This is a genomic window from Haloferula sp. (assembly GCF_049672945.1).
Classification (GTDB): Bacteria; Verrucomicrobiota; Verrucomicrobiia; order Verrucomicrobiales; family Akkermansiaceae; genus Haloferula.
In genome coordinates this window covers 1-13,953 of record NZ_JBATWY010000231.1, presented here as the reverse complement: position 1 = coordinate 13,953, position 13,953 = coordinate 1, and the positions used below count along the sequence as shown (strand labels likewise).

Genomic DNA, 13,953 nt, shown 5'->3' with positions numbered 1-13,953 from the left:
TCCAAATCGGACAGCGGCTGCAGAAAAGTGCGATGGAGCTTGCCGCTTGGCAAGCTCCCGCTGCGCCCTTTGGGTACGAATCCCTCACTTCAACGTCCCCTGAAAGTCGATCCTGGACGACCACCTACGAATCGACTCCTCTCGCGCTGGGACTCGGGAGCCTCCACTTCCAGCACCGGCTGCGCATAGCCACGCCCCTCGGTTTCAATCACTTGCTGGCTTATCGCGGCGGCGTCAGGCAACAAGCCGGGACCATTTGCAAACTCGTGCGTCTCGTCGGCAACGTCGTAGCGGCTGCCGAAATCGGTCTGCGCGTCATAAAGAGTCTCAGAGCTCTTCACGATCTTTGGCTGAATGAAGATCATCAGCTCAGCCCGATTATCCTCGGTGGTCGTGGTTGAAAACAGTTTCCCCAGACCGGGAATATCGCTGAGGAATGGGATTCCAGAAACCGTATTGCGCTGGCGGCTGGTAATCAATCCACCCAAAGCAATCGTCGCTCCGTTCGGAATGGTGACCGTCGTCAGCACCTCCCGGCGACCAATCGTCGGGATGTCACCCACCCCTTCGATGAACTGGCTTCCGATCACCTCATCATTGAGCAGCGATATTTGAAGCGTCACTTCGTCGTCGGAATTCACCAAAGGAATGACCTCCAAAATGAGCAGGACATCCTGGTATTCGATATTCGTGCTGATACCTCCGTTCCCCACGCCGAAATTATTGCTCGAAGTCGGGACCGCGATCCGCTCACCCGCGGAAATGGTGCCCTTCTGATTGTTGGCCGTGAAAATCGTCGGCCGGGCCAGCACCTTGAACCGGCTGTCCGATTGCAGGGCGTTGACCAGAACGTTGAATTCATCACCGATCCTTCCGTACAAGCCCAGACCTGCTGCAGAAGCAAGACTTCCCGGATTGAACGCCGTGCCATCGAGAGGCAGTACGGGGAAACCACCACTACCGCCGCGACCAGCAGTCGCCCCGTTGTCACTCGAATCAAGCGTGCGGAGATAATCGACTCCGAAGCTGAAGTCGTCGCCGAGTGCCAGCTGACCAAAGACCGCGGAAATCATCACCTGATCCGCCTTCACATCAATCTGATCAAGCAGGTTGTTGATGATATCCACACTCGCAGGCGGCCCTTGAACCACCAGGGAGTTGGTGATGTTATCTGCCACCATCAGGGTCCGTCCAACCAAGCGCGCCTCGGGAGCACTGTTGCCCTGAGGTTCTCCGAGCGAAATCCCGCTACCAGAGACCCCGCCACCGCTGCCGCCGATACCTCCACTATTTCCGAAGCTATTGTTCGAGGTCCTGCTGTTCGTGTTGCTTGTTCTGGATGTCGTATTGTTCCGGCTATTGCCAAAATTGGCACCCGTTGATCGTCCGGATCCACCACTCGAAGCGCCATCGGCAGAACCCGAAAAGGCCCTCATCAAGGCAGGCTCGGCAACATCAAGAAACTCTGCCACCGGAATGAACTTCAGCTTGCGGCGCAAGTAGTTTCGCGCATCCGTTTGAGTATCGAATTCGGCTATAAGGCCCTCGACAAAGACGATGTCCACAGGCCGACCCATGACGAAGATCCGATTCGTCCGGGTATCAGGCACGATTTGAATCGGAACATCTTCTGCCGCATTGCCTCCACCGGCTCCTCCAGTGTTCCCAAGAGCTGCCGCCAGGTTCGGGGCACCCCCGGTTGGTGGTGCAGCATTGTTGTTCTGCACCCGCTGGAGACCCGCAGCACGGTCACCCTGCTGCTGAGTACCAAGCACTTCATTGAGGGTCTCCGCCAACTCTTCGACGTCGGCAAACTTCACCTCGATGAAGCGCGTCGCAATCGAACCGGAAACATCAATCTCCTCCTTCAACTCAATCAACCTGCGGATGAGCGAGGTTTTTTCGGTAATGATCACCGATCCCGCATTGGGCACGGGGGTGATCGATCCGTAGGTCCCCAACTGTCCAATGATCGTCGTGAACGTCCTAACAATTTCCTCAGGCTTGATATGCTGAAGATTCATCACGTAGGAAACCACCCGGTCGTCCGTCGGCAGATCCGCAGGATCAATCACCACCTCGACACCACGCTGCAAATGGTTCGATCCAGCCGTCGCCAACACCAGAATATCATGATTGGCCATGTTGACGTCGGGCACGAAGATGAAGCCTTCAAGCAAGGCGGCGTTCTTCAAAAGCTGGGCCGCCACACCGTAGGTCATCGGTGCACGCTGAATGAAGCGAAACTCGGCGGTCGCAGCCGCCATGCTGACCGTAACTCGGCGACCCGTGAATTTGAAATAGAGCTCGGCAAGCTCATCTCCACTGAGTTTTGGAAGAATCATGTCCTCCCGGATGATCTGGTTCGGATTGGGCAAACCTCCCACGTTGACGACAGGGTTGGGAGCCGCAGCAGGAGCCGGTGCCGGGGTCGCCCCTGGAACGATCGATTCGATTGGCGAAGGCGTATCTGCATTGGGCGGGACTTCCGGGATCCTCCTTGGCTCCTGAGCACAGACAACAGCTGCGCAACCAACAAGTGAGATGAAAATTCGGTGCATGATATCAGAGCGCCTGATCGCCGGGGATAACCCTTCGGATGAATGAGTGGAGGAAAATGAGTACGATCGGGGCATGATGGATGGGGTTCAGCGTGCTGCGTGAGCGGAAAATTGGAAAAGGCAGAAGCCGCGTCCCCCGTGCGGGATGGCGGCTGTCTTCGAAAGCGATGAGGAAAAGGACATGGATTACTTCTTCGGGACGACGACACGTGGCCGAGGCGTTCGGGTGCTGGGTTTCGCCCCGGGCGCAGGTTTGCCAATCGTCGGTGCCGCTGCAGCAGGCTTTTGCGTTGCCTGTGCCGGTGCGGCCTTCAAGGTGAGAAGCTTGTCTTCGAACTTGACGATGCCCGTTTTCGTTCCGCTCCGAACCGTCACCACGGCATCCTTCCACGAGCCGGTCGGCCAGGTCACATCGATCACCTCAAAGTCACTTTTCTCACCGGGATAGATCACGATCTTGTCGTCCGGCTTCTTGCGATTCAGCAGGATGGCGTAGTAACCATCTTCCAGCTTGGAAATCCCTCCCAAGGCATAGTCTTCCAATGGATTGAAATCTTCTTTGATGATTTCAGGCTTGGTCGTGAACGGCGAATCCGTCCACAACTTCATATAGCGCGTGAGCGTCGGTTGCGCAGGAGCGGCGGCGGAGGCGAGCAAGGACAGCCCGAGCCATCCCAAAAGTATGATGCGGTAAGTCATTCTGAAAATTCTGCGGCGATTTGAGGAACGAACCACTGTTCGATCTGCACGTTGGCATCGATCAGCGCATCATCCTCGCGGTTTGGACTCAAACGAAGCGCGGTGATCGCGCGGAAATCCCTCGGACTGTGAAGGCGAACCAGCCAACGGTAGAGCGAGGCCTCATTGCCACTTACCGAAATTTCAAATCTCGCCCGGTTGTAGTAAAGCCCGCTCTCATCGTTGTCGTGGATCTTGGGGCGCACCACTGTCAGGCCTGCGCTGGACGCCTCATTCGTGACGAAGCTTTCCAACTGGGATGGCACCAGTTCGCCCTCCTTCGGGTCGGGCGTATTGTCTTCCAGCCAGTCGATTTCTTGAACGAAAACCTCCTTCGCGGTCTGGGCTGAAGCCGCGTCCGCCAAAATGGCTTCCTGAGCGAGAATCTCGTCCTTGACCACCTTTTGCTTGGCCTGCAGCCACTGGAATCCGAACAGATTCGCCACCGCAAAAATGGCGGTAAGAAAGAAGATCAGGAGCTTTTTCTCGCGAGAACTCATCAGGTAGGATTGAACAAATAATGCCGTAGGCGGTGGATTTTGTCGGTTTTTGGGAAAATCACTGGATCAACCTCTCGGCGGAGCGCCCGAAATTGTCATTTTCCAGCCTTGTGCCGTCTTATTCGGGGCTTCGGCGACCCATTCGAGCCAAGAAAGGTCCGCGGTCCTCTTCAAACCGAGGGAAAATGCGTTCAAGGGGGCTGACTGAGGAGCGGCAGCCGTCAATTTCACCCCATCTGGCCCCATGTCAGCGATCTCCAGTCGCACACCGCTGTTGGCGGGAATCGCAGCCGCGACGTTGCGCATGATTTCGAGCGGACCCTGTTCGGTCTCTACCACCGATTGCAGTTCATCCCACTTCGCCATTTGTTCCTGATACTCCGCCGCAATTTCATCGACCGCACCCGCCTCCAGCGCGAGCCGGTCTCGCAACTGCACATCTTGCCAAAGCCCGAACAAGAACCATCCCACCGCACCGAGGTAGAGCAGGGCGACGGCGGCAATCCCAGCGGTCATCTGGTTCCTTTTTTGCCGCTCGCGACGAGCGGCTCGGACATCTGCCGGCAGCAAACGGCTCACCGGCTTGGGAATGACCGGGTCCGGACGGGCTTCCACTACTGCCTTAACACCCAAGCCGTCTTCCAGAGCCCCGGCCTCGCCCAATTCGCCTTCGGGAGGCCAGACGTGGACCGAGGTGGGCGTCACCTTCAGTCCTTGGATCGAGAGTTGCCCCAGGGCCAGATGGATCTCGCGGAGAAAAGCTGCGTTTGGCACGGCTTCGCCCAAGGAGGTCGCCTGCGCGTAGAGCAGCTTTCCACCCAGATGAATGGCAAACACCCAGCGGCCGAGTTCCTTCCAAGCCGTGACGGCGTCCCCGTCCGCCCGGTAGGCACGGGCGGACAAATCAAATTCCTTTGGAGTCCGCGACGGCAATTCTCCTTCTCCCGGACTCTTCAGCACCGCATGAAGAAGGACGGTCGATTCCTCGTCTTCCCGGACGACAAAATGATCGCTCAACTGACCTGCCATGGGATCAGGTCGAATTCCAAGACGCTCGGCATGCATCACCGCCAAATCCTCGAACAGCGCTGGATCGGTGCTCGCGGCCTTAAAAGGGAGTGTCTGGATCGCCCGCACCGGAAAAAGCATCGCCAAATCCCCGCTGGGCAACTGGGTCAGTTCGCCGATCTTCATGGGTCCCCCTTCCATCGCACGCTCGAATCCGCCATCAGCGACGTGCTTCCATAATTCCCAGCCCGATGGACCCGGGACCAATAATGACATCTCAGGTTTCTTGCTCACGGAATCACCTCCTCAGTTCGTTCAAGTATCGCTGGTTGGCCGGTCCGGTTACGCACCACGAGCGTAATCTTCCTCCGGACTCCACTGGCGGTGCCGATGCTCTCAATTCGCGTGGTGGTGTCATTTACTGTAAATCTAGCTGAAATATCGGGCCTGAGATTGGGGTTTACACCGAGAAGTGCAAGCGCTTCCGCTTGCGATCTGAAGGGCACATCGTCGTCAGTGTCCCTGATGCCATCAGGCCCGATGATGGTTTCGGGGATAATGGTGGCATTTTCCGTGGGAACCTCTGCCGCGACCCCAATCAGCTCGGGCGAGGCCTCATTGAGATCGAGCCCCCCGGAGCTCCAGATCGTAAACCAGCTGCGCCAATCCGGGCGATAGGCCTCCACCAAGTCCATCCCGCGCACCAGCCTCATTTCCTCCAGGTTGTAAAATGGTCGATTAAATGGCTGATTCACCCGCCCAATTTCCTCATAATAAGCGACTTCCGCCCCATTTAGTTCCTCTTCATCGCCGGGATCCATCCAATCAGCCAAGGCGTCCACGACCGCGGCCGCCTGATCGATATCAAGGCCCCAGTCGATGAACATGCTCTTGAGCAGATTCTTGTCATCCTTCGCCAACAAGGCGTTGATGTTGAATTTGCCCCCTTCGGATACCAGCTTCACTTCAAAGCCTTCGTCGTTTTCGTCCGACCACTGACTGAGGATCGGATCGCCGCGCTCGACGGAAGGATTGGCACCGATGGCGATTCCCATCTCGGCCAGTTGCTGGGCCCTGAAGCCATTGATCTTCGCCGAAGCCACATCCAAATCGAAGGCCACGACCTTGAGCGCTGCGACAGACGCCAGTGCGAGAATCGCAATCAGCCAGATGACCGCGACCAGAGCCGAGCCCCGCTTGAAGCGTTTTCCTCGATTCACCGACCTCCTCCTCTCTGCCCACCGCGAGTTCCACCACCACTTGGCTGCGGAGGTCCTTCCCCCGGACGACCAGGTTGCGGACCCTCCCCAGGCACGGGTGGCTCGAGAACGGGTGCGTCGGGGTCGCCCACCTGTCCGCCTTGACCACCCTGCCCGCCCTGTTGGACGAGCTGACGCATCAGAACCTCAGGATTCTGCTTCGGCGTGATCCAGAAAACCTGTCGGACCGGATCCGCGAACTGGTCACGCATGTAAGTCAGCTCCAGTTGCAAGGGCAAGCGTCCGACTATTTCCCAGTCCGCCTGCCACTCATCCATGGTCCGCCCATCGAGGACCTGCCAAGCGAAGACCGCCACATCCTCAAGCAAGACCACTTCGGCAAAAGGCTCCTGATCCCCCAACACCACCTCATCACCCAGCTCTTGAGTCTCCTCAAGAATCTCGCCCTCGTAATATCTAAGGACGATATCATAAAGACCATCCCTCCTGCGGACCGTCGAAAGCTGGACCGACCTCGCAATCATTTCCATCCCTCCCCAGTTGAAGCTCAGGGGGACATTCTGGATCGTCAGGTCCGAGCTGATATTGCTCAGCAAATCGCTGCCGCCACTTTCCGCCAGCAACTCAAGCCGCGCGTTTCCCGGAAGCGACGTAAACAAATTATCAAGAAGCTCAAACAGCGCCGTATCAACGCTATCCTCATTCTGCTTATCAACGACCGCCCGCCCGAGTGCGATGTTCTGTGAGGCCACTGAGAAAATCATTCCGACCAGCATCGCAAGCAAGCCAATCGCCAGCACCAATTCCAAGAGGGTGAATCCGCGACCGCGAACCCGATGGTGGGATGAGGCATTCATGGCTGGTAGAGACGCCCGTAGCGCCAGGTTTCCGCAGTTTCATTCTTCCACTCCCCATCTTCATACCAGTTGGCCGCCACCTCGATCCGGAACATCTGCTGCAGCAACTGCCCATCCTGATTCTCCAACTCGCTCAAGATCTCGATCGTCGTATCAATTTCCACCCCGGCACCACCGATCTCCTCTTGCAAGGCCACGGTAGTCGTCCCCTCCTCCAAAACGGGAAGCGAAACCGCCTCCCTCAACGAACTCTCCAAAATCCGAGTAATCTGCATCCGCCTCTGGGCCAGCGCGGCCGCATCCGCCGTGCGGGCCAGAGCCACGGCAAATCCCGTTGCGGCAATCGCGAAAATACCAATCGCCAACACCACTTCCATCAGCAGGAAGCCGCGTCTCTTCGTTGGTGTTCGCATGCCTTTCATCGCATTTCGGACTCGATATAATTGATCGCCGCGGTCAAGGGATGGAAACCGACTTCCACCCAGCTTCCATCAACTTCGAAACGCAGGCCTATCGGCTCACAAATGCCATTCGGATCGAACCTCCAGACATGGCGGTCACGCGGGGTGAGCGGTTCCCAATCCGCATTCGCCCAGCGCCGGATCGAAATCATCATCTCCGGTTCTGCCGCCCAGGCATCGCGCACCGGTGGTTGGTTGCTTGATTGGTCGACCACGTCCTCATCCCAGAACCCCGCCTCCTCCTGATAGACCTGGTTCTCTTCCAAGGAATCCAGAATGTCGTCGCGATCATCCGGCTCCAGCGCTGCTTCCGCATAGGGCATCAAGCTCACCGTCTTATCGCGAAACTCGAGGGCATAGGGCCGCTGCTGGAGCGTCGAAATCGTCCGCGCCCGCTTGGCCATGACTTCAACGCTCTGGTAGGCGTCCGTCAGTTTTGCCTCGTCGCGATTGAAATACATCGCCGACAAGCCACCGCCGACAATCATGACGGAAATCGACAGCACGACGACGATCTCAAGCAAAGTAAACCCGGCAGAGCCCGGCTTACTCGTCTTTCTGACTACTGATGTCATCTTCGTTGCCTTCGATGCCGTCGGGCCCGGTGCTGATGATTTCAAACAGCGTTGCATCCTCCGAACCCGGATACTTGTAGCCATAAGGGTTCTGCCATGGATCGAGAGGCACCCGGTCCATCAACTGGGTCCAGCGCTTGGCAGGCGGCGTCGTTGTCGGTTTCTCCACCAGCGCATCAAGACCCTGCTGGGTGGTCGGATAACGTCCATTGTTGACCTTGTACATCCGCAGCGCGGCACCTAGTGAGTTGAAGTCGCCACTGACACGCTGGCGATCCGCACCACCACTGACCTTGCCCATGACGGTGATGGCGCCACCGATAATCACAGCAATGATGCCGAGCACGATGACCATTTCGAGAAGTGAGAAACCCGCACGGAGACGGCGGCGATTGGAAGCTTGGTGTTTCATGGATTGAGGATGACCGTTTCTTGGTAGGGAAACCCTTACGCTTAAGAAAACCCCATGCGAACAAAAAGTTGTCGGCAAAATCGCCCGAAATCCTCCATTTCCGTTGAAAATCCAACGATTTTCAACTCAGGCGCCATCGTTTGGGTGATCCCAAGCCGTAATCCGGCACGAAAGCCCACTAATGGCTTGGCGAGTCGGCTCGGATCACGGTTCTCTTTCCCCACATGAACAAGGTTCTCATTATTGGTGCTGGCGGAGTCGGCAACGTGGTCGCTCACAAATGCTCGATGCTCCCGGAAGTCTTCGGGGAAATCACCCTCGCCTCACGCACCGTCTCCAAATGCGAGGCCATCGCCGCGTCGGTCAAACAACGCACCGGCCGCGACATCGCCACCTTTCAGGTCGATGCGGACAACCCGCCGGAAACCGCCTCCCTCATTCGCAAGGTCGGCGCCACCCTGCTCATCAATGTCGCGCTTCCCTATCAGGACCTCACCCTGATGGACGCCTGTCTCGAAGCCGGCATCGATTACCTCGATACCGCCAACTACGAGCCGAAGGACGTCGCCAAATTCGAGTATTCCTGGCAGTGGGAATACCAGGAACGCTTCCAGCAAGCCGGACTCTCCGCCTTGCTCGGCTCCGGCTTCGACCCGGGCGTGACGAACGTTTTCACCGCGTGGGCGCTGAAGCACCACTTCGACGAGATCCACACACTCGACATCATCGACGTCAACGGTGGCGATCACGGCCACGCCTTCGCCACCAATTTCAATCCCGAAATCAACATCCGCGAAGTCACCGCCGAATGCCGCCACTGGGAGGACGGCAAATTCATCGAAACCGCCCCGATGTCAAAGCACCAGTCCTTCACCTGTCCGGAAGGCGTCGGCAACTACGAGATCTATCGGATGTACCATGAAGAACTCGAGTCCCTCACCAAACACATCCCGGCCATCAAGCGCGCCCAGTTCTGGATGAGCTTTTCACCGAATTACCTCAAGCACCTCGAAGTGCTCCAGAACGTCGGCATGACCCGCATCGACGAGGTCGAGTATCAGGGCCAGAAAATCATCCCTCTCCAGTTCCTGAAAGCCGTCCTCCCGAACCCCGGCGACCTCGGCGTCACCACCAAGGGCCGCACCTGTATCGGCAACGTCATTACCGGCCTCAAGGACGGCAAGGAGAAGGCCGTCTACATCTACAACATCTGCGACCATGAAAAATGCTTCGAAGAAGTCGGTAGCCAGGCGATCAGCTACACCACCGGCGTGCCCGCCATGATCGGAGCCAAGCAGATGCTCACCGGCGACTGGAAAAAGCCCGGCGTCTGGAACATGGAACAGCACGACCCCGATTCATTCATGGCCGACCTCAATCAACACGGCCTCCCCTGGACCTGCATCGAACTCACCCCCGAGCAAGCCGCGACCTTCACCGTGGCCTAGGAGGGCCGCCATAGCTGAACAAGGCGGCTTTCCAGCCACCCCATCACCTCTGCGGCTCCGTCTCCCTCGGAAGGAACAAGTAAACCAAACTCCCAATCAGCCCGAGCAAACAAATCAGAACGATCCCGATCAGCCGGTTGTTGTCCGCAAGGTATCGATTCTGAACACAGTGAATCAGCGACCAGAGCCACAACCCCAGATAAACCAGAGCAATCACGCCGAAGACGAGAATGACAACGATCGGTGCTTCGGAAACTTGAACCTCTTGCATCCCGCGAGGAAATCACCCGACCTTGGCATCGTCGACTCCATTCCACCTTCAAGTTTCCACCTCTCCCATCTTCAACATTTGGCATTAGGAAATTGATCATTGGAAATTGCAGCCGCAGCCTCCCCCCGTGGCCTCCTTCGTCATCTCCATCGCCGCTCTCAAGCGGAACACCGCCATCCTTCGTCAAGTCAAGGAAGCCGCGAACTGCAAGGTGGTCCTCGCCCTCAAAGGCTTCTCCTGCTGGAAAGCCTTCCCCTACATCAAGGACGACCTCGACGGCTGCTGCGCCTCGGGGATTTGGGAGGCGCTTCTCGCCAAGGAGGAGTTCGGTAAGCACGTCGTCACTTACTCGCCGGCCTACACCGAGGAAGACATCGTCCAGCTCCTCGCGTTCACCACTCATCTGGATTTCAATTCACTCAGCCAATGGTCCCGCTTTCGCGAAATGATCATGGCCCACCCGCGTTTCCAATCCGGCGAACTCCACTGCGGATTACGGATCAACCCCGAACACTCCACCGGCGAGACCCCGCTCTACGACCCCTGCGTTCCCGGCTCGCGCCTCGGCATCACCGCCGCGCAGCTTGAAGGAGCCGACCTCACCGGCCTTTCCGGCCTTCACTTCCACACCCTCTGCGAACAGAATTCCGACGACCTCGAATCGACCCTTGCCGCCGTCGACGAGAAGTTCGGCCATCTACTACGTTCACCGCAATTCACCTACCTGAACATGGGCGGCGGACACTGGATCACCAAACCGGACTACGATCGCGAACGCCTGATCCGACTCGTGAGAGAGGCTCAGGAGAAATACTCGGTCGAAGTCTGGCTCGAACCCGGTGAGGCCATCGCCATCCATACCGGCGTGCTGCGCTGCGAAGTCGTCGACGTTTTCGAAAGCATGGGCCACCGCCACGCCATCCTCGACATCTCCGCCACCGGACACATGCCCGACGTGTTAGAAATGCCCTACCGCCCCGAGGTGTTCCTGGCGGAGCGCGGGCGTCCCGCCTGCGAGGAAAAAGCGCCACCCGCCGTCACCTACCAAGACGAAACCTACCTCAGCACCGAAGATCCATCATCCACCATCAACCATCTCCCATCTACCACCTACCGCCTCGGCTGCCCGACCTGCCTCGCCGGCGACATCATCGGTGACTACGCCTTTTCCCGCGATCTCATCCCCGGTGACATCCTGATCTTTGACGACATGGCCCACTACACCATGGTCAAGACCACCACTTTCAACGGCGTCAAGCATCCCAGCATCGTCCTCCAGCACGAGGACGGTTCGCTTGAGACGATCCGCAAATTTTCCTACGAGGATTTCAAGCAGCGGCTATCTTGAATCCGACGACTCATTTCCCTTTCATTTCCCTGAAAACGCCCCTTTCTTCCGCCATGATTCCGACTGCCACCATGTCGCCTGAAAATACCAGCACCGACAATCACTGGTCCCCGGCCAAGTCCGCCGAACTCTACGGAGTCGATGGCTGGGCTCATGGCTTTTTTGGCGTCAACGATGACGGCCACGTCACGGTCAGCCTCCAGGGTTCCGACGGGAAGAAGGATGTCTCCCTTCACAAGCTCATCGAGGGACTAAAGGATCGCGGCACCGACATGCCGGTGCTCCTCCGGTTCCGTGACCTCCTTCAATCCCGGATCACGGAACTCAACGAATCCTTCCGCCGGGCCATCAAGAACGTTAATTACAAGGGCGAGTATCGCGGCGTCTATCCGATCAAGGTCAACCAACAGCGTCAGGTCATCGAGGAAATCACCCAGTTTGGAGAAAGGTATCACTACGGCCTTGAAGCCGGTTCCAAGCCGGAGTTGATCGCGGCCTTGGCGCACATGCACGACCCTCAAGCCTATTTGATCTGCAATGGTTACAAGGACGAGGAATTTATCGACCTCGCCCTGAACGCCCAAAAAATGGGCCTCAAGGTCATGCTCGTGCTCGAAATGCCGTCCGAGCTCGCGCTCGTGCTGGAGCGTTCGAGGAAACTCGGCGTGCTCCCGAATCTTGGCGTCCGCGTCCGTCTCTCGACCCGTGGCGATGGCCATTGGCAGGAATCCGCCGGTGACAAGTCCGTGTTCGGACTCTCCGCAGCGCAAGTGATCGACGTCGTCGATTCACTCAAGGCATCCGGCCACCTCGGCTGCCTCAAAATGCTGCACTATCACCAAGGCAGCCAGATCCCCAACATCGCCTCGATCCGTGAAGGAGCGACCGAGGTCACCCGGATGTACTGCGATCTCGTCAAGGAAGGCGCACCAATGGGTGTGCTCGACATGGGTGGCGGCATGGCCATCGACTACGATGGTTCCCACACCAACTTCTCGGCCTCGTGCAACTACTCGGTCCTCGAATACTGCACTGACGTCATCGAGACCATCATGCAGGTCTGCGACAAAGTGGGCGTCCAGCATCCGAACCTCATCTCAGAGTCAGGTCGCGCCGTCGTCGCCTACTACTCGGTGCTGGTTTTCAATATTCTCGACGTTTCCACGGTCCAGACGACTGACGAAGCTCCCCCCATTCCTGAGAATGCTCCGCAGAACCTCGTCAATCTGATCCACGTCAACAAGGACCTCAAGATGGGCAACCTGCAGGAGTGCTTCAACGACGCCACCTACTACCGCGACCAGGTTCGCGCCAACTTCATCTACGGCAACGCCACCCTCCGCGAGCGCGGCCTCGCCGAGGCATGGTTCTGGCACATCATGACCCGGATCTCGAAGCTGATGCAGGAACTAGAAGTCATTCCAGAAGACCTGCGCGAGGTTTCCGATACCCTCGTCGACTTCTATTACGGCAACTTTAGTTTGTTCCAGTCGCTTCCCGACTCGTGGGCAATCAAGCAACTTTTCCCCGTCCTTCCAATCCATCGTCTTGACGAGCGACCACGCCAACGCGCCGTGCTCGCCGACATCACCTGCGACTGCGACGGAAAAATCGACCGCTTCATTGACCGCGAGGATGTCAAAAACGTCCTTCCGCTTCATTCGCTCAAGCCAAACGAATCCTACTACGTCGGAGTCTTTCTCGTCGGCGCCTATCAGGAGACCCTCGGTGACCTCCATAACCTGTTAGGCGATACCAATGTCGTCGGCGTCCACCTTGAAAACGACAAGCCCGTCTACACCCACGAAGTCGAAGGTGACACCGTGGCCGACGTCCTGAGCTACGTGGAGTACGAGCCCAAGGAGCTCGTCACCCGCTTCCGCAGCTTCGCGGAAAAGGCCGTCAACCAAGGCCGCATCAGCCCGAAGGAGCGCCGCGAAGTCATGGACCTCTTCCGCGCCGGCCTCAACGGCTACACTTACTTCGAGGAGTAAATTCTTCGCCCGAAACTCCCTAACAAGAGTTCGTAGTTCCCCCTTCAGGGGGCCGCAGTGCCATCGAGCAACCACTTCAAGCCCATGCTCACCGAACTCCTCGCCAGTCACCCGAAGATCCTTGCCGAGTGCGCCGTCGCCGAGCGCTTACGCCGCCGTCCAAGGATCGCGCTCCATCCCACGCTCTTCAATACCCCTCTAATCTACGGACCAGAGGAAGCCAAGGCCGCGATGAGTTCGATCTACATCGAGTACCTCGACGCCGCGAGCCAAGCCAATCTCCCCCTAATCCTGACGGCTCCTACCTGGCGTCTTGATCGGACCCGCATCTTAGAAGCAGGTATGCCAGAGTCCATCAACGCCGACGCCGTCGCCTACCTTCTTGAGCTATGCGAAAGCCATCCACCCACGTCCCCCGTGCTCGTCGTTGCTCTAACAGGACCCAAAAACGACTGCTACCGCCCCGACCTCGCACCAGACACCGAAGAGGCCCGATCGTTTCATTCGATCCAGATCGAAGAACTGGCGGCTACCAAGGCGGAGTTTCTTCTGGCCCAGAC

Annotated in this window: 14 protein-coding genes; 4 read left to right on the top strand and 10 right to left on the bottom strand. The window is 57.7% G+C overall.

Annotated features, from left to right (window positions below; genetic code table 11):
- Positions 1–89 precede the first annotated feature (89 nt).
- The 9 genes from WBG04_RS20175 to gspG form a co-directional block, all read right to left on the bottom strand.
- Complete coding sequence (locus tag WBG04_RS20175) at positions 90–2,561, bottom strand: type II secretion system protein GspD (RefSeq protein ID WP_424316526.1); 2,472 nt, start codon at positions 2,559–2,561, stop codon at positions 90–92.
- Between the two features lie 186 nt (positions 2,562–2,747).
- Positions 2,748–3,260, bottom strand: a complete 513-nt coding sequence (locus WBG04_RS20170) for a hypothetical protein (RefSeq protein ID WP_424316525.1) — start codon at positions 3,258–3,260, stop codon at positions 2,748–2,750.
- Positions 3,257–3,799 carry a hypothetical protein gene (locus WBG04_RS20165; RefSeq protein WP_424316524.1) on the bottom strand — a complete coding sequence of 181 codons (543 nt, stop codon included), beginning with the start codon at positions 3,797–3,799 and terminating at the stop codon, positions 3,257–3,259. The genes WBG04_RS20170 and WBG04_RS20165 overlap by 4 nt, the downstream gene beginning before the upstream one ends.
- 66 nt (positions 3,800–3,865) lie before the next feature.
- A complete protein-coding gene (locus tag WBG04_RS20160; RefSeq protein WP_424316522.1) occupies positions 3,866–5,101 on the bottom strand; it encodes a hypothetical protein in 1,236 nt (411 codons plus the stop codon).
- Positions 5,098–6,027, bottom strand: a complete 930-nt coding sequence (locus tag WBG04_RS20155; protein ID WP_424316521.1) for a general secretion pathway protein GspK — start codon at positions 6,025–6,027, stop codon at positions 5,098–5,100. Before WBG04_RS20155 ends, WBG04_RS20160 begins: the two co-directional genes overlap by 4 nt.
- The gene (locus WBG04_RS20150) at positions 6,024–6,884 is read right to left on the bottom strand and encodes a type II secretion system protein (protein WP_424316520.1); all 861 of its coding nucleotides are present in this window, start codon (positions 6,882–6,884) and stop codon (positions 6,024–6,026) included. The genes WBG04_RS20155 and WBG04_RS20150 overlap by 4 nt, the downstream gene beginning before the upstream one ends.
- Positions 6,881–7,297: a type IV pilus modification PilV family protein gene (locus WBG04_RS20145; protein WP_424316519.1), complete on the bottom strand. Its 417-nt coding sequence runs from the start codon at positions 7,295–7,297 to the stop codon at positions 6,881–6,883. The genes WBG04_RS20150 and WBG04_RS20145 overlap by 4 nt, the downstream gene beginning before the upstream one ends.
- Positions 7,298–7,302: 5 nt before the next feature.
- On the bottom strand, positions 7,303–7,920 hold the full coding sequence (locus WBG04_RS20140; protein WP_424316518.1) for a type II secretion system protein: 618 nt from the start codon (positions 7,918–7,920) through the stop codon (positions 7,303–7,305).
- On the bottom strand, positions 7,892–8,332 hold the full coding sequence (gspG, locus tag WBG04_RS20135; protein ID WP_424316517.1) for a type II secretion system major pseudopilin GspG: 441 nt from the start codon (positions 8,330–8,332) through the stop codon (positions 7,892–7,894). The genes WBG04_RS20140 and gspG overlap by 29 nt, the downstream gene beginning before the upstream one ends.
- Positions 8,333–8,556: 224 nt before the next feature.
- On the opposite strand from gspG, the gene WBG04_RS20130 reads away from it, so the two are divergent.
- Positions 8,557–9,780: a saccharopine dehydrogenase family protein gene (locus WBG04_RS20130; RefSeq protein WP_424316516.1), complete on the top strand. Its 1,224-nt coding sequence runs from the start codon at positions 8,557–8,559 to the stop codon at positions 9,778–9,780.
- A 43-nt stretch (positions 9,781–9,823) separates the two neighbouring features.
- On the opposite strand, the gene WBG04_RS20125 is transcribed toward WBG04_RS20130, so the two are convergent.
- The gene (locus WBG04_RS20125; protein WP_424316515.1) at positions 9,824–10,051 is read right to left on the bottom strand and encodes a hypothetical protein; all 228 of its coding nucleotides are present in this window, start codon (positions 10,049–10,051) and stop codon (positions 9,824–9,826) included.
- 127 nt (positions 10,052–10,178) lie between these two features.
- Between WBG04_RS20125 and nspC the strand changes: the two genes are divergently transcribed.
- The 3 genes from nspC to WBG04_RS20110 form a co-directional block, all read left to right on the top strand.
- Complete coding sequence (nspC, locus tag WBG04_RS20120; RefSeq protein ID WP_424316514.1) at positions 10,179–11,399, top strand: carboxynorspermidine decarboxylase; 1,221 nt, start codon at positions 10,179–10,181, stop codon at positions 11,397–11,399.
- A gap of 53 nt (positions 11,400–11,452) precedes the next feature.
- Complete coding sequence (gene speA / locus WBG04_RS20115; protein ID WP_424316513.1) at positions 11,453–13,393, top strand: biosynthetic arginine decarboxylase; 1,941 nt, start codon at positions 11,453–11,455, stop codon at positions 13,391–13,393.
- Positions 13,394–13,477: 84 nt separating this feature from the next.
- Positions 13,478–13,953, top strand: a 476-nt coding sequence (locus tag WBG04_RS20110) for a homocysteine S-methyltransferase family protein (protein WP_424316512.1), incomplete at its 3' end; no start/stop codon positions are given.